General features: G+C 43.8%; 15 protein-coding genes. 14 read left to right on the forward strand and 1 reads right to left on the reverse strand.

Annotation, left to right across the window (positions count from 1 at the left end; translation table 11 throughout):
• Nucleotides 1–108 precede the first annotated feature (108 nt).
• Nucleotides 109–987, reverse strand: coding sequence for a type I methionyl aminopeptidase (map, locus tag AB8613_RS12475; protein ID WP_327783577.1), 879 nt, complete (start codon nucleotides 985–987; stop codon nucleotides 109–111).
• A 457-nt stretch (nucleotides 988–1,444) separates the two neighbouring features.
• On the opposite strand from map, the gene rpsB reads away from it, so the two are divergent.
• The 14 genes from rpsB (at nucleotide 1,445) to lpxB (ending at nucleotide 15,702) form a co-directional block, all read left to right on the forward strand.
• On the forward strand, nucleotides 1,445–2,176 hold the full coding sequence (gene rpsB, locus AB8613_RS12480; protein ID WP_009847420.1) for a 30S ribosomal protein S2: 732 nt from the start codon (nucleotides 1,445–1,447) through the stop codon (nucleotides 2,174–2,176).
• 138 nt (nucleotides 2,177–2,314) lie between these two features.
• Entirely contained in the window at nucleotides 2,315–3,160 is an 846-nt protein-coding gene (tsf, locus tag AB8613_RS12485) for a translation elongation factor Ts (RefSeq protein WP_017630772.1), read from the forward strand.
• 150 nt (nucleotides 3,161–3,310) lie between these two features.
• Nucleotides 3,311–4,042 carry a UMP kinase gene (pyrH, locus tag AB8613_RS12490; protein WP_017630771.1) on the forward strand — a complete coding sequence of 244 codons (732 nt, stop codon included), beginning with the start codon at nucleotides 3,311–3,313 and terminating at the stop codon, nucleotides 4,040–4,042.
• A 97-nt stretch (nucleotides 4,043–4,139) separates the two neighbouring features.
• Nucleotides 4,140–4,697 carry a ribosome recycling factor gene (gene frr / locus AB8613_RS12495; RefSeq protein ID WP_017060741.1) on the forward strand — a complete coding sequence of 186 codons (558 nt, stop codon included), beginning with the start codon at nucleotides 4,140–4,142 and terminating at the stop codon, nucleotides 4,695–4,697.
• A 98-nt stretch (nucleotides 4,698–4,795) separates the two neighbouring features.
• Nucleotides 4,796–5,548, forward strand: coding sequence for an isoprenyl transferase (locus AB8613_RS12500; RefSeq protein WP_017063364.1), 753 nt, complete (start codon nucleotides 4,796–4,798; stop codon nucleotides 5,546–5,548).
• 15 nt (nucleotides 5,549–5,563) lie between these two features.
• Nucleotides 5,564–6,406 (forward strand): phosphatidate cytidylyltransferase, encoded by an 843-nt coding sequence (locus tag AB8613_RS12505; RefSeq protein ID WP_372383886.1) that lies wholly within the window; start codon nucleotides 5,564–5,566, stop codon nucleotides 6,404–6,406.
• Between the two features lie 51 nt (nucleotides 6,407–6,457).
• Complete coding sequence (gene ispC / locus AB8613_RS12510; protein ID WP_372383887.1) at nucleotides 6,458–7,666, forward strand: 1-deoxy-D-xylulose-5-phosphate reductoisomerase; 1,209 nt, start codon at nucleotides 6,458–6,460, stop codon at nucleotides 7,664–7,666.
• Nucleotides 7,663–9,021, forward strand: a complete 1,359-nt coding sequence (rseP, locus tag AB8613_RS12515) for a sigma E protease regulator RseP (RefSeq protein WP_146492098.1) — start codon at nucleotides 7,663–7,665, stop codon at nucleotides 9,019–9,021. Before ispC ends, rseP begins: the two co-directional genes overlap by 4 nt.
• Before the next feature lie 48 nt (nucleotides 9,022–9,069).
• Entirely contained in the window at nucleotides 9,070–11,475 is a 2,406-nt protein-coding gene (gene bamA, locus AB8613_RS12520; RefSeq protein ID WP_060982524.1) for an outer membrane protein assembly factor BamA, read from the forward strand.
• Between the two features lie 27 nt (nucleotides 11,476–11,502).
• On the forward strand, nucleotides 11,503–12,003 hold the full coding sequence (locus AB8613_RS12525) for an OmpH family outer membrane protein (RefSeq protein ID WP_004734343.1): 501 nt from the start codon (nucleotides 11,503–11,505) through the stop codon (nucleotides 12,001–12,003).
• Nucleotides 12,004–12,008: 5 nt separating this feature from the next.
• Entirely contained in the window at nucleotides 12,009–13,040 is a 1,032-nt protein-coding gene (gene lpxD / locus AB8613_RS12530; protein ID WP_372383888.1) for a UDP-3-O-(3-hydroxymyristoyl)glucosamine N-acyltransferase, read from the forward strand.
• 93 nt (nucleotides 13,041–13,133) lie between these two features.
• Nucleotides 13,134–13,586 carry a 3-hydroxyacyl-ACP dehydratase FabZ gene (gene fabZ / locus AB8613_RS12535; RefSeq protein ID WP_009847408.1) on the forward strand — a complete coding sequence of 151 codons (453 nt, stop codon included), beginning with the start codon at nucleotides 13,134–13,136 and terminating at the stop codon, nucleotides 13,584–13,586.
• 1 nt (nucleotide 13,587) lies between these two features.
• Nucleotides 13,588–14,376, forward strand: a complete 789-nt coding sequence (gene lpxA / locus AB8613_RS12540; RefSeq protein ID WP_146492100.1) for an acyl-ACP--UDP-N-acetylglucosamine O-acyltransferase — start codon at nucleotides 13,588–13,590, stop codon at nucleotides 14,374–14,376.
• Nucleotides 14,377–14,505: 129 nt separating this feature from the next.
• Nucleotides 14,506–15,702 (forward strand): lipid-A-disaccharide synthase, encoded by a 1,197-nt coding sequence (lpxB, locus tag AB8613_RS12545; protein WP_146492101.1) that lies wholly within the window; start codon nucleotides 14,506–14,508, stop codon nucleotides 15,700–15,702.
• The last annotated feature ends 3 nt before the right edge of the window (nucleotides 15,703–15,705 follow it).

Below are 15,705 nucleotides of genomic sequence, written 5' to 3' on the forward strand. Positions count from 1 at the left end.
GTAAACAATTTAACAGAAGCTGATGGAAAGTCGAAATTGAGCGGATAAAAAAATATCCTCGATAATGCGAGGATATTTTTAAAAGGCTGATGCGTTCAGTTCGGCGAACTAAGCGTTCTTCATGATGCGTGGAATCGTATCGTCGCTGCGTAGTGTCAGTACTTCACAACCAGTATCCGTCACAACTAGTGTGTGTTCCCACTGCGCCGAGTTCTTGCTGTCGGCTGTGTAAACGGTCCAGCTATCTTGGTCATCAAGACGGCAGCCAAATTTACCTGCGTTGATCATTGGCTCGATAGTGAAGCACATACCTGCTTTTAATACAGTGCGGTCGTTGTTTTTGTAGTGAACGACTTGTGGGTCTTCATGGAATTCAGCCCCAATGCCGTGACCACAGTAATCTTTAACAATTGAGAATTTCGCGCGTGGGTTGTTCTTATTGTTTGTTTTGATGTACTTCTCGATAGCAGTACCTATTTGGCCAAGCTGGATACCAGGCTTTACTTGGCGCATGCCTTCGTAAAGTGCTTCTTGAGCAACCATACATAGACGCTTGTTTGCTGGTGAAACTTCACCCACAAGGAACATCTTAGAGGTGTCGCCATGGTAACCTTGTGGACGAACGCTTAGGTCTGCGTTTTCGTCATCAGGGATGATTACCGTGATATCAACATTAAGAATGTCGCCATCTTTTAAGACAGCCGGTTTGAATTGACCTGTGCTGCCAGTTTCGTCTTGTGATGCTGGAATACCATGGCACACAATGTGGTTGATAGACGTACAGATTGACTTAGGGAAACCGTGGTAATCAAGTGGTGCTGAGTATGCGCCTCTTTCCGTAGCGTACTCGTGACAGATTTGGTTTAGCTCTTCTGTCGTTGTACCTACTTGGATATGAGGTTCAATCATCTCTAGAATTTCAGAAGCCAGTTTGCCGGCGACGCGCATCTTTTCAATTTCTTCAGCAGTTTTAATTTTTACAGCCATTGCATATCTCTTAATTTGGTAGCACCTAAGTGTGCATATTGGGGCTATTCTATCAGTGCAGCATTTTAGCGCAACATTCCCATATCCGTACAATACCGATGGATACTGTTTAACCTGAGTAAATAATGTTCGGTTAAAAGATGTAGAAGCAACTTAATATGGATGCTAATTATAGAGGGAATTCGCCTTTAGAGGTCAGTATAGCAGTCGCCATTTTTCGATTTTTTTCTAGCCATAGATAGACAAAATATGGTATAAAGCGCGCCGGACATCAGGAGTGTTTTCTCCAATTGGCGAAACAAGCTTTGTGTCCACTAACTTATTTCTTTAAATCACACACATTCCGACACATGTTCCGGGGTGCCTCAACAACACAAATAACGGCTGAAAAGTGGTTAGTTGTTAGGGGTCGGATTCATGGGGGATGTGGAGGCCTAACCCCATAGAGGATTTTAAAATGGCAACTGTATCAATGCGCGATATGCTTAAAGCTGGTGTTCACTTCGGTCACCAAACTCGTTACTGGAACCCAAAAATGAAGCCATTCATCTTTGGTGCTCGTAACAAAGTACATATCATCAACCTAGAAAAAACTGTACCAATGTTCAACGACGCTCTAGCTGAAATCGCTAAAGTTGGCGAGAAGAAAGGTAAAGTTCTTTTTGTTGGTACTAAGCGCGCTGCATCTGAAGCTGTTAAAGAAGCTGCTATCAACAGCAACCAGTTCTACGTTAACAACCGCTGGTTAGGCGGTATGCTAACGAACTACAAAACTGTTCGTCAGTCTATCAAGCGTCTGAAAGAACTTGAAGCGCAAGCTCAAGACGGTACTTTCGACAAGCTTACTAAGAAAGAAGCTCTAATGCGTACTCGTGAAATGGAGAAGCTAGAGAAATCTCTTGGTGGTATCAAGAACATGGGCGGCCTTCCAGACGCTCTATTCGTAATCGATGCTGATCACGAACACATCGCAGTTAAAGAAGCAAACAACCTAGGTATCCCAGTTTACGCTGTAGTTGATACTAACTCTAACCCAGACGGCGTTGACTTCGTTATCCCAGGTAACGACGATGCAATCCGTGCAGTACAGCTTTACCTAAACGCTGCTGCAGACGCGGTTAAAGAAGGTCGCAACAAAGATGTTGCTGCTGTAGCTGCTGAAAAAGACGGTTTTGTAGAAGCTGAATAATAGCGGCTCTGAGCCATATTTAGTTCATATTAAGCGGTCATAATCGGTGGCTTAACGGACTGAATACAGTCAATATCAGGGGCCAATTAATTAGGCCCCTGTTTTTTATCTTTTTTAGAATTTACTGAGGAATAGAGAATGGCAACTGTAACTGCAGCTCTAGTTAAAGAACTTCGCGAGCGCACTGGCGCTGGCATGATGGAATGTAAGAAAGCGCTTGTAGAAGCAAACGCTGACATCGAACTAGCAATTGAAAACATGCGTAAGTCTGGCGCAGCGAAAGCCGCTAAGAAAGCTGGTAACGTTGCTGCTGAAGGCGCAATCATCATCAAAGAAGAGAACGGCGTAGCTGCTCTTCTTGAAGTTAACTGCCAAACTGACTTCGTAGCAAAAGATGCTAACTTCACAGCATTCGCAGAAGAAGTTGCAGCTGCTGCAGTAGCTTCTCAAGCAACTGTTGAAGAGCTACAAGCACAGTTCGAAGAGACTCGTGTTGCTCTAGTTGCAAAAATCGGCGAAAACATCAACATCCGTCGCGTACAGTACGTTTCAGGTGTTGCACTAGCTTCTTACCGTCACGGTGAGAAAATCGGTGTTGTTGTTGCTGGTGAAGGCGAAGCTGAAACTCTTAAGCACGTTGCAATGCACGTTGCTGCATCACGTCCTGAGTTCCTAAACCCAGAAGACGTACCTGCAGACGTAGTTGCTAAAGAAAAAGCAGTTCAAGTTGAAATCGCTATGAACGAAGGCAAACCAGCTGAAATCGCAGAGAAAATGGTTGTTGGCCGTATGAAGAAATTCACGGGCGAAATCTCTCTAACTGGTCAAGCTTTCATCATGGAGCCTAAGCAGACTGTTGGCGCTATCCTTAAAGAGAAAGGCGCTTCAGTATCTAACTTCGTACGTCTAGAAGTTGGTGAAGGCATCGAGAAAGCAGCTGAAATGAGCTTTGCTGACGAAGTTGCAGCGGTACAAAAAGGTTAATCCTTAGCGTATTGTTTGAAAAGAGACCGTGGCAAATGCTGCGGTCTTTTTATGAATAGTGAATTATTTTTTAGCTGTTATGAATGCAAACTGAGCTATTCAGTTTTTATCCATGACTGTTAATCATCAACTCTTTGGAAGGTAAACTCCATGACTACGAACCCTAAACCGGCGTATCAACGTATTCTGTTAAAACTTAGCGGTGAAGCACTACAAGGCGAAGAAGGTTTTGGTATTGACCCGACGATCCTTGATCGTATGGCTCAAGAAGTGAAAGAATTGGTTGAACTAGGTGTTCAAGTAGGCGTTGTTATCGGTGGTGGTAACCTTTTCCGTGGTGCAGGCCTTGCTGAAGCAGGTATGAACCGCGTTGTTGGTGACCACATGGGTATGCTTGCAACGGTAATGAACGGCCTTGCAATGCGTGACGCTCTTCACCGTGCTTACGTAAACGCACGTGTAATGTCTGCAATCCCTCTTAAAGGTGTGTGTGACGACTACAACTGGGCAGACGCAATCAGCCAACTACGTCAAGGTCGCGTTGTGATCTTCTCTGCTGGTACTGGTAACCCATTCTTCACTACGGATTCTGCTGCATGTCTCCGTGGTATCGAAATCGAAGCTGACGTAGTTCTAAAAGCGACAAAAGTAGATGGTGTATTTACTTCTGACCCTGTAGCAAACCCAGACGCAGAGCTGTATGATACGTTGTCTTACAACACAGTTCTTGATAAAGAACTTAAAGTAATGGACTTGGCTGCATTTACGCTAGCACGTGATCACAAAATGCCAATCCGCGTATTTAACATGAATAAACCAGGCGCACTACGTCGCGTGGTTATGGGTGAAACTGAAGGTACATTAATCAGCGACGCTGACTAATTTTTCGGGCTTACTGAGGTGTTAGACTTTGGTAAGCTTATCCTTATCACTCAAATAAAAAGCTTTCTTGAAGAAAGAACATAATCAAGGTGAAATTGTGATTAACGAAATCAAAAAAGACGCTCAAGAGCGCATGGTAAAAAGTGTTGATGCACTAAAAAACAGCCTGCAAAAGATTCGTACAGGTCGTGCGCACCCAAGCCTACTTTCTGGTCTTACTGTTGAGTACTACGGTGCTCCAACGCCTTTGACTCAAGTAGCTAACGTTATCGCTGAAGATGCACGTACACTAGCTATTACAGTGTTTGATAAAACACTGACTCCTCTAGTTGAAAAAGCAATTCTGACATCTGACCTAGGCCTAAACCCTATGTCTGCTGGCACAGTTATCCGTGTTCCACTTCCTCCGCTAACGGAAGAGCGTCGTAAAGACCTAGTTAAAATCGTTCGTGGCGAAGCTGAAGGTGGCCGTGTTGCTATCCGTAACATCCGTCGTGACGCGAATGGCGATCTAAAAGCACTTCTGAAAGATAAAGAAATCTCTGAAGATGAAGATCGTAAAGCACAAGACGAAATTCAAAAGCTAACTGACGCTGCGGTTAAGAACGTAGACGAAGTTCTAGCTGTTAAAGAAAAAGAGTTGATGGAAGTTTAATTTTCCCTATTCTTTTCTTTCCGGAAAAACGCTGTACTCACGGTGCAGCGTTTTTTTATGCTACTCTGTTCGACTATTAGAATTTGATTCACTCTTTTATGCATAATTCTCAAGCGTTCACAGACTCTCTTCCTAAACACATTGCTATCATTATGGATGGTAATGGTCGCTGGGCAAAAGCTCAGGGCAAGCCTCGCGTCTTTGGCCATAAAAACGGTGTTCAAGCCGTTCGTAAAACTATCTCTTCTGCAGCCAGACTTGGCATTAAAGCCGTTACTCTTTTTGCGTTTAGTAGCGAGAACTGGCGTCGTCCTGAAGAAGAAGTCGGTATTTTGATGGAACTGTTTATTTCAGTGCTATCGAGTGAAGTAAAAAAGCTTCATAAAAATAATCTACAACTTCGTGTTATTGGTGATAAAAGTCGTTTCAATGATCGACTACAAAAGAAGATAGAAGAAGCGGAAGCTTTGACTAGCACCAATACCGGTATGGTTATTAATATTGCGGCTAACTACGGCGGTAAGTGGGATATTCAGCAAGCAATGACCTCTATTGCTCAACAGGTAAAGTCTGGTGATATTAATGTAGATGACATTGATGAAGCTATGATTACACAGCATCTGACGATGGCAGATATTCCTGAAGTCGATCTACTTATCCGTACCAGTGGTGAATGCCGCATTAGTAATTTTATGCTTTGGCAGTTGGCTTACGCCGAAATGTATTTCACTGAACAATTCTGGCCAGACTTTAATGAAGACAGCTTAGTAGAAGCTGTGACTTGGTTTGTAAACCGTGAGCGTCGTTTTGGATGCACCGGTGAGCAAATCAAAGCTCTGATGGACAGTTAATAAGGATTTTTTGGTTTGAAACAACGAATTATTACGGCGTTGATTTTAGCTCCCCTAGTTATTCTAGGCATTTTCGAGTTATCACTTCCTACATTTATTCTTTCATTAGCGGTGATCTCGCTATTAGGTTTTTGGGAGTGGACTCAGTTTATTGAAAGCAAATCGCGTTATTTAGCGTTGATTCCAACGGTTTTGGTTAGTGCCGCAAGTTTTGCTTTTATCCCTTTTGATGCATTTAGCCTTAATAACTTGTCTACTGCTCACTACGCCATTCTAACGATTGGCTCAATTTGGTGGGTAATAGCGAGTGGTATGGCGGTGACTTATCCTAAGTCTATGCCTGCATGGAAAGATTCTTCTCTTCTTCGTCACGCCTTTGGTGTACTGACTCTGCTGCCATTCTTCTGGAGTGTGGTTATCCTGCGTGCTAACGGTATCGATGTTGACCCCTACCACGGTGCAAAATTGGTGATGTTTGTTTGCTTGCTCGTTTGGGCGGCGGACAGCGGTGCTTACTTTTCAGGAAAGAGCTTTGGTAAGCGCAAAATGGCTCCAGCGGTAAGCCCGAATAAAACGATTGAAGGTCTTATTGGTGGCATCATTACTGCAGTGATCGTGGCTTGGATCTTTGCTGACTTGTTTGATATCCAATTCACAAGTCCTCTTCACATGATTGTTATTACTCTTGTGACCGTCGTTATCTCTGTTCTTGGTGACCTTGTTGAAAGCATGTTTAAGCGTGTGTCTGGGGTGAAAGACAGCAGTAATCTGATTCCTGGTCATGGTGGTATACTAGATAGAATAGATAGCTTAACGGCTGCATTCCCTGTCTTTGCTCTGCTTTATTTAGCATTCTAATAAAAAAGGGCAGTGATTCTGCCCTTTATTACATTTCTACGGTCATATGTGATGCGAAATCTAACTATCCTTGGCGCTACCGGCTCTATTGGTGCAAGTACACTAAAAGTCGTTGAGCAAAACCCAGATCTTTATACGGTCGTGGCACTAGCCTCCGGTTCGAATGTTGAAAAGATGCTGGCGCTAGTTGAAAAGTGGCAACCAAGCTATGTTGCGATGGCTTGCCCCGATGCAGCGTCTCAACTGAGTGATGTGTTGTCTTTGGATTACCCAAACATCAAAGTGCTTTCAGGCTCAGAAGGCATGTGTCAGGTCGCTTCCCTAGATGAAGTAGACACTGTTATGGCTGCGATTGTTGGCGCAGCAGGCTTGCTTCCTACTATGGCTGCGGTTAAGGCTAGTAAGCGTATCTTGCTTGCTAATAAAGAAGCCTTGGTGATGTCTGGACAGTTGTTTATAGACGCCGTGGAAAAGTACGGTGCTGAGCTACTTCCTGTCGACAGTGAACATAATGCTATCTTCCAGTGTTTGTCGCAAAACGTCCAAACCAATCTAGGTCGCTGTGATTTAGAAGCCAACGGTATTAACCATATTCTACTAACTGGTTCTGGTGGTCCTTTCCGTTATACCGACGTGGCTGAGTTGGAATCAGTGACTCCTGAACGCGCTATCGCACACCCTAACTGGTCTATGGGCCCTAAGATCTCTGTCGATTCAGCGACCATGATGAATAAAGGCTTAGAGTACATTGAAGCGAAATGGTTATTTAATGCCTCTCAAGAACAGTTGAAAGTGATTATTCATCCTCAATCTGTGATTCATTCTATGGTTCAGTACAAGGACGGCTCTGTGCTTGCTCAAATGGGCGAACCGGATATGGCGACGCCAATCGCTTTAACGATGTCTTACCCTGAGCGAACAGAAGCGGGCGTTAAGCCTCTGGATTTCACTAAAGTGGGCGAGCTTACTTTTCTAGAACCAGACTTTAGTCGTTACCCATGTTTAAGGTTAGCGATTGAAGCTTGCTACTTGGGTCAGCATGCTACAACCGCAATTAACGCGGCAAACGAAATTGCCGTCGATGCTTTCTTGAACAATCGAGTGAAGTTTACCGATATTGCTGTCATTAACGAACATGTTATGAGCAAAGTATGTGAACAACATAACTCTGAGGGCTTAGATAGCTTGGAAAGCCTTCTCGAGCTAGATAATATGTCTCGTCAATTAGCCAATCAATTTATTAAAGAGCAGCTAGCATGAGTGGAATTCTGTGGAACTTCGCATCCTTTATAGTAGCGCTTGGCATTCTGGTCGCTGTTCATGAGTTTGGACATTTCTGGGTTGCTCGTCGCTGTGGTGTGAAAGTTGAGAAATTCTCGATTGGTTTTGGTAAATCAATCTGGAGCAAAGTTGGCCGTGATGGTACGGAATACAGCTTGTCAGTCATTCCATTGGGCGGCTACGTTAAGATGCTTGATGGTCGTGTTGACGACCTTTCTGAAGACGAACAACAATACGCTTTTGATAAGAAGCCATTGTGGAAAAGAACGGCGATAGTTGGTGCAGGTCCTGCGTTTAACTTTATCTTTGCCGTCTTTGCATATTGGCTAGTGTTTCTGATTGGCGTGCCGGCGGTTAAACCTGTAATCGGTGAAGTCACTCCGCAATCTATTGCTGCACAAGCCGGAATTGAAACTGGAATGGAACTTAAATCTATTTCAGGAATCAAAACCGCAGATTGGGAATCAGTCAATATGGGTTTGATATCACATATTGGTGATCAGTCCATGACTGTAACGGTTTCTTCTCAAGACGATATCGGCTTTGAACAGCAGATGACATTGGATATTTCAGACTGGTCATTCAACCCAGAAACTGAATCTGCAATGACAACGCTGGGCTTTAGACCGTATTCTCCAGAGATATCGACAGTGCTTGCTCAAGTCATTGATGACGGTGCGGCATACGATGCCGGAGTAAAGGCTGGTGACAAAATTGTTGAGATTAATGGACAGCCTATTGAACAGTGGCAGTCGGTTGTTGAGTTAATTCGTGCAAATCCAATGACATCATTGGACTTGGTCGTATTGCGAAATGGGGTTGAACAGCCATTAGTTATGACGCCAAAAAGTCGCGAGCTTTCTGATGGTTCGACAATTGGCTATGCAGGTATTGCTCCAGAAGTCGCAGAATGGCCAGAAGATTATCGCTTTGAGTTACAATTTGGTGTAATTGAGTCTGTAGGAAAAGCATTTGATAAAACAGGTCAAATCATTGGATTGACGCTGACAATGCTTAAGAAGCTCATCGTTGGTGATGTTGGCTTAAATAACTTGAGTGGCCCGATTTCAATAGCTAAAGGTGCAGGGACAACCGCCGATTACGGTTTGGTTTACTTCTTAGGCTTTTTGGCTCTGATTAGTGTTAACTTGGGTATTATTAATTTGGTTCCGCTGCCTATGCTTGATGGCGGACATTTGCTCTTTTTCGCTATTGAGGCCATTACTCGTAAACCGGTCCCTGAGAAAGTTCAGGAAATGGGATACAGAGTGGGAGGTGCAATCCTCTTCTCTTTGATGGCTCTGGCAATATTTAATGATTTTACTCGTCTGTGAATGGTTTCTCACAGGCATTGGTAGTAGCAAGGAATAATTAGAATAAGTATGGCGATTAAGCAAATTCTGTTCGCAAGTCTATTAGCCACTAGTGTGGCAGCGAATGGAGCACAAAACTTTGTAGTTCAAGATATCAAGATTGAAGGTTTACAGCGTGTTGCACTTGGTGCAGCTCTACTGAAAATGCCAGTACGTATTGGCGATGAAGTGGATGAAAGCGATGTATCTGAGATCATTCGTGCATTGTATGCTTCGGGTAACTTTGAGGATGTTAAAGTCCTTCGCGATGAAGGTGTTTTAGTTGTTCAAGTGAAAGAACGACCGACTATCGCAAGTATCTCGTTCTCGGGTAACAAAGCGATCAAAGAAGAACAACTTCAACAGAACCTAGATGCGTCTGGCGTTCGTGAAGGTGAAGCCCTTGACCGTACTACGCTAAGCAACATCGAGAAAGGTCTTGAAGATTTTTACTACAGTGTTGGTAAGTACAACGCGACAGTAAAAGCGGTTGTGACGCCTTTGCCTCGTAATCGTTCTGACCTTAAGTTTGTCTTTACTGAAGGCGTATCTGCTAAGATTCAGCAAATCAACTTTATCGGTAACGAAGTCTTCTCAGACGCTGAGCTACTTAGCCGCTTTAATCTGAACGTTGATGTTGCATGGTGGAACTTCCTTGCGGATGAAAAATATCAGAAGCAAGTATTAGCGGGTGATATCGAAGCGCTGAAATCTTACTACCTCGACCGTGGTTACCTTAAGTTTAAGGTAGACTCTACTCAGGTTGCGATCTCTCCAGATAAGAAAGGCGTTTATATCACGCTTGGTATTGATGAAGGCGAAGCCTACACCGTTAAAGATGTCGCATTTCGTGGTGAACTCATTGGCCGTGAGGCTGATTTTGAAGCGCTAGTGCCATTTGAAGACGGTGATACTTATAACGGTTCATCGGTAACGTCTTTAGAAGAGAGCGTAAAACGAATTCTTGGTGAATCTGGTTATGCGTACCCACAAGTTCGTACGATTCCTGAATTCAATGATGAGACCAAAGAAGTGTCGTTAGTTATCAATGTAGAAGCGGGTAGCCGTATCTATGTTCGCGACATTCGATTCACGGGCAATAACTCAACGAAAGATGAAGTTCTTCGTCGTGAAATGCGTCAAATGGAAGGCAGTTGGCTTAACTCTAAGTCAATTGATACTGGTAAGAGCCGTCTTAACCGTTTAGGTTTCTTTGAAACGGTTGATGTACAAACAGTTCGTGTTCCTGGTAGTGAAGACCAAGTTGATTTGGTTTACAACGTTAAGGAAGCTAACTCAGGCAGCATCAACTTTGGTGTCGGCTACGGTACGGAATCAGGTGTCAGTTTCCAAGTTGGTTTACAACAAGACAACTTTGCAGGCTCAGGTAACCGTGTTGGTGTAAGTGCCATGATGAACGATTACCAAAAGAACGTGAGCTTAGACTACCGTGACCCATACTGGAACCTTGATGGTGTGAGTCTAGGCGGTAAGATCTTCTACAACGAATTCGAAGCCTCTGAAGCGGGTATTGTCGACTATACCAACCAAAGTTATGGTACTAGCCTAACATGGGGTTTCCCTATGGATGAGCTGAACCGTATCGAGTTTGGTGTTGGCTATACACACAACAAAATCGGTAACGTTCCGACCTATATCCAAGTTGAACAGTTCGCGAGAAGTATTGACCAATATGGTGACGAGCACATCTTAACTGATGACTTCGATATCAATATTTCTTGGACGCGTAACAACTTGAACCGTGGTTTCTTCCCAACTGAGGGTAACCACCAACGTGCTTTCGCTAAAATGACAGTACCAGGCTCTGATGCTAAGTACTTCAAAGCACAGTACGATGTAAAACATTACATCCCGCTGACCAAAAAGCATGAGTTCACACTATTGATGCGTGGCCGATTAGGCTATGGTAATGGTTATGGTCAAACGGATGGTAACGATAACTTGTTCCCGTTCTATGAGAACTACTATGCGGGTGGCTTTACAACCCTACGTGGTTTTGGTTCTAACTCAGCGGGTCCGAAAGCCGTTTACGGAAGCAGTACAGGAAATAACCCTACGTACAGCTCTGCAACCGATGATTCAGTTGGTGGTAACGCGGTTGCTTTGGCCAGTTTAGAGTTAATTGTCCCAACGCCGTTTGCTTCTGATGAAGCGCGCAGCCAGATTCGAACCAGTGTCTTCTTCGACATGGCAAGTGTATGGGATACAGAGTTCGTAGACCGTGGCGCACCTAACAGTGGCAGTCAGTACTACTACGATTACTCTGATCCAACAAATTACCGTTCATCTTATGGTGCTGCCCTGCAATGGATGTCACCGATGGGCCCACTGGTTTTCTCTCTAGCGAAACCAGTTAAAATTTACGAAGGTGATGATGAGGAATTCTTCACATTTACCATTGGTAGAACTTTCTAATATTTAAAGGACAATATTTTGAAAAATATGATTAAAGCAGCAGGTTTAGGCCTTGTAGTTCTTAGCTCTTCTTTCTTTGCAACAGCTGCCGAAGCTGCGCAAAAAGTGGGTTATGTAAACACTGCACAAGTATTCCAGGCTCTACCTCAGCGTGAAGTTGTTCTTCAAAAAATGCAGGAAGAGTTCAAAGATAAAGCGGCTGAGTTACAGAGCATTCAAGCTGAAGCAAAGACTAAGATTGAAAAGCTTAAGCGTGATGGCGAACTACTTGGCCCTGACGAAGTTGAGAAGCTTCGTATTGAAGTAGGCCAACTAGACAGCAAGTACAAAATCAAAGCTCAAGCACTAGAAAAAGCAAGTCAACGTCGTGAAGCACAAGAGAAGCAGAAGCTGTTCAAAGTGATTCAAGATGCTGTAACTAAAGTTGCCGAGAAAGAAGGCTACGACATGATCGTTGATATTCAAGCTCTACAATACGGTAAGCCTGAATACAACATCTCTGAGCAAGTAATTAAATCACTGAAATAAGTTTTATGAAGAACCTGACTTTAGCCGAATTGGCAACGATTACTGGGGGAGAGCTACACGGAGACGGTACGATTACCGTCTCAGCAGTCGCTCCTATGGATAAAGCGCAAGAAGGTAACATTACGTTCCTTTCTAACGTGAAGTACAGCAAGCACCTAGGTGACTGTAAAGCATCTGCTATTATGGTTAAAGATAGTGAGCGCGAACTGTGTAAGACCAACGTTATTGTGGTTAGTGACCCTTACGTTGCTTTTGCTAAGGTAGCTCAAGCGCTTGATACTACTCCTGCACCCGCAGCGGCTATTGCTGATTCTGCTTCAATCTCTAGCGATGCAACCATTGGGCAAAATGTGTCTATTGGTGCGAACGCTGTGATTGAGTCTGGTGTGGTACTAAGTGATGATGTGATCATCGGTGCTGGATGCTTTATTGGTAAGAATGCGAAAATTGGCACAGGCACTAAGCTATGGGCTAACGTAAGCGTTTACCATGAAGTTGTGATTGGTGAAGCATGTTTGATTCAATCAAGCACTGTTATTGGTTCTGACGGCTTTGGTTATGCGAACGAGAAAGGTGAGTGGGTTAAGATCCCACAAGTTGGTTCTGTTCGCATTGGTAACCGCGTAGAAATTGGCGCGTGTACTACCATCGACCGAGGCGCATTAGATGACACAATCATTGAAGACAACGTTATCCTAGATAACCAACTTCAGATTGCTCACAATGTTCACATCGGATATGGTTCAGCTCTTGCTGGTGGTACTATCATTGCAGGCAGCACGACGATAGGTAAGTACTGTATTATTGGTGGTGGTAGTGTGATTAATGGTCACATTGAAGTTACTGATGGCGTTACAATCACCGGTATGGGGATGGTAATGCGCAGCATCACTGAGAAAGGCATGTACTCTTCGGGTATTCCTTTACAGCCAAACAAAGATTGGCGTAAAACAGCAACGCGTGTTCATCGTATTGATGAAATGAACAAGCGTTTGAAAACCGTTGAAAAACTTATCGAGAAGAGCGCGGAATCATAATTCCAGCATTTCTAATAAAAGGCTCGCGTACAGCGAGTCTTTTTCGTTTATAATCCTTCTAATTAAATAAAGAATATACATAGGAATACGACTTTGACTACTGAACAGACAACGATGAACATTACTGAAATTCAGGAACTATTACCTCATCGCTACCCATTCTTAATGGTTGATCGTGTGACTAGCTTTGAAAAAGAAAAAACACTGACTGCAATTAAGAATGTCTCTGTTAACGAACCTCAGTTCACAGGCCACTTTCCTCAGCTTCCTGTATTCCCAGGCGTGTTGATCTTAGAAGCAATGGCACAAGCAACAGGCCTTCTAGCATTTAAATCTTTCGGTGCGCCTTCTGGTAACGAGCTGTACTACTTTGCTAGTGTAGATAAAGCTAAATTCCGTAAGCCAGTAGTGCCAGGTGACCAACTGGTTATCGAAGTAGAATTCTTAAAAGAGCGTCGTGGCATCGCATCGTTTAACGGTGTTGCTAAAGTTGACGGCGTAGTTGTATGTTCAGCTGAACTTAAATGTGCTCGTAGAGAGTTTTAATATGATTCATGAAACAGCGAAAATTCACCCGGCAGCAGTAATCGAAGGTGATGTAACTATCGGTGCTAACGTGACAGTTGGGCCTTTCACTTACATTGCTGGTAACGTGACAATTGGTGACGACACTGAAGTGATGTCGCATGTTGTGATCAAAGGTCATACAACCATTGGCAAAGAAAACCGTATCTTCCCACATGCTGTTATTGGCGAAGAAAACCAAGACAAGAAATACGGTGGTGAAGAGACAACAGTTGTGATCGGTGATCGCAACGTGATCCGTGAAGCGGTTCAAATCCACCGTGGTACGGTTCAAGACAAAGCAACCACAGTAATTGGTGATGACAACTTACTTTGTGTTAATGCTCACGTAGCACACGATGTTATTGTTGGTAACCACACTCATATTGGTAACAACGCTATTCTTGGCGGTCACGTTACGGTTGGCGACTACGCTGGTGTGATGGCGCTTTCTGCGATTCACCCATTCTGTTCTATTGGTGCTTATGCGTACATTGGTGGCTGTTCTGCTGTAGTTCAAGATGTACTGCCGTACGTGCTTGCACAGGGTAACCATGCTGCTCCATTCGGTCTTAACTTAGTGGGCTTGAAGCGTAACGGATTTGAGAAACCAGAAATTCGTGCACTACAGAAAGCATACAAAGAGTTATACCGTTCAGGTAAAACACTTGAAGAAGCGAAAGTGGCTTTAGTTGAAATGGCAAAAGAGTTTGCTTCGGTAGCTCCTATGCTAGAAATGCTAGAGAGCTCTGAGCGCGGTATTATTCGTTAATACTTGATGTGGTTATGTACCAATCAATGTGAGTATGACAATAATTACTTCATCAGAATGGTATAACAAAAAGATCGCTACTTGTTAGGCGATCTTTTTTGTTTTAGGCAAGAAGGGAATTGGAAAACTATGGCACAGCAAGAAGCAGCAACCAATAGCTCGGACTTTGTTTCGAATGAACCACTGCGCGTAGGTATTGTTGTCGGCGAACTCTCTGGCGACACGCTTGGTGAAGGCTTTATTAAAGCGATCAAATCACAGTACCCAAATGCTGAGTTCGTTGGCATTGGCGGGCCAAAAATGAAGGCGCTCGGTTGTGAGTCTCTTTTCGAGATGGAAGAGCTGGCCGTTATGGGCTTAGTTGAAGTACTTGGCCGTTTACCTCGTTTGTTGAAGGTAAAAGCAGAGCTAGTTAAGTATTTCACTCAAAACCCGCCAGATGTGTTTGTAGGTATCGATGCGCCCGACTTTAACCTAAGGCTTGAGTTAGACCTTAAAAATGCTGGTATCAAAACGGTGCATTACGTGAGCCCCTCAGTATGGGCTTGGCGTCCAAAGCGTATCTTTAAAATCGATAAAGCAACTGACTTGGTATTGGCTTTCTTGCCGTTCGAAAAAGCGTTCTACGATAAATATAACGTTGCCTGTGAGTTTGTTGGTCACACGTTGGCAGACGCGATTCCTTTAGAGCCAAGTAAACAGAATGCGCGAGAGCTTTTAGGTCTTGATCAAGACAAGCAGTGGTTGGCCGTATTGCCGGGCAGTCGTGGTGGTGAGATGGGTTTGATTGCTCAACCATTTATCGAAACTTGCCAGCGTATTAAGCATAAGTATCCGGATATCAATTTTGTTGTTGCGCTCGTTAATGAGCAGCGTAAAAAGCAGTTTACTGAAATCTGGCAATCGACCGCACCTGAGCTTGAATTCACGTTAGTCGAAGATACGGCAACCAACGTGATTACCGCTGCTGATTCTGTGCTCTTGGCTTCAGGTACCGTGGCTCTTGAATGTATGTTACTTAAGCGCCCTATGGTGGTTGGTTACAAAGTAAATAAGCTGACAGGTTACATTGTTAAGAAGTTGGCGATCACTGAGTTTGTATCATTGCCGAATATCTTGGCTGGGGAAGAGATCGTCAAAGAGCATATTCTTGAAGAGTGCCACCCAGACTTTTTGTTCCCATCTGTCGATAAGATGCTATCAGCCGATAACAGTGCCTTGATCGAACGTTTTACTGAGATGCATCACTGGATCCGCAAAGACGCAGACAAACAAGCCGCTAACGCGGTATTGAAGTTGATTGACCGACCTTTTGTTGAAGCATAAAGC

Origin of the sequence: Vibrio sp. BS-M-Sm-2, from assembly GCF_041504345.1 — a bacterium.
GTDB classification, from domain to species: domain Bacteria; phylum Pseudomonadota; class Gammaproteobacteria; order Enterobacterales; family Vibrionaceae; genus Vibrio; species Vibrio satsumensis.

Bases quoted from the DNA above. Each gene is read 5' to 3' on its own strand.
- map (WP_327783577.1), bottom strand. From the start codon at position 987: ATGGCTGTAAAAATTAAAACTGCTGAAGAAATTGAAAAGATGCGCGTC.
- rpsB (WP_009847420.1), top strand. From the start codon at position 1,445: ATGGCAACTGTATCAATGCGCGATATGCTTAAAGCTGGTGTTCACTTC.
- tsf (WP_017630772.1), top strand. From the start codon at position 2,315: ATGGCAACTGTAACTGCAGCTCTAGTTAAAGAACTTCGCGAGCGCACT.
- pyrH (WP_017630771.1), top strand. From the start codon at position 3,311: ATGACTACGAACCCTAAACCGGCGTATCAACGTATTCTGTTAAAACTT.
- AB8613_RS12500 (WP_017063364.1), top strand. From the start codon at position 4,796: ATGCATAATTCTCAAGCGTTCACAGACTCTCTTCCTAAACACATTGCT.
- ispC (WP_372383887.1), top strand. From the start codon at position 6,458: ATGCGAAATCTAACTATCCTTGGCGCTACCGGCTCTATTGGTGCAAGT.
- rseP (WP_146492098.1), top strand. From the start codon at position 7,663: ATGAGTGGAATTCTGTGGAACTTCGCATCCTTTATAGTAGCGCTTGGC.
- bamA (WP_060982524.1), top strand. From the start codon at position 9,070: ATGGCGATTAAGCAAATTCTGTTCGCAAGTCTATTAGCCACTAGTGTG.
- AB8613_RS12525 (WP_004734343.1), top strand. From the start codon at position 11,503: ATGATTAAAGCAGCAGGTTTAGGCCTTGTAGTTCTTAGCTCTTCTTTC.
- lpxD (WP_372383888.1), top strand. From the start codon at position 12,009: ATGAAGAACCTGACTTTAGCCGAATTGGCAACGATTACTGGGGGAGAG.
- lpxA (WP_146492100.1), top strand. From the start codon at position 13,588: ATGATTCATGAAACAGCGAAAATTCACCCGGCAGCAGTAATCGAAGGT.
- lpxB (WP_146492101.1), top strand. From the start codon at position 14,506: ATGGCACAGCAAGAAGCAGCAACCAATAGCTCGGACTTTGTTTCGAAT.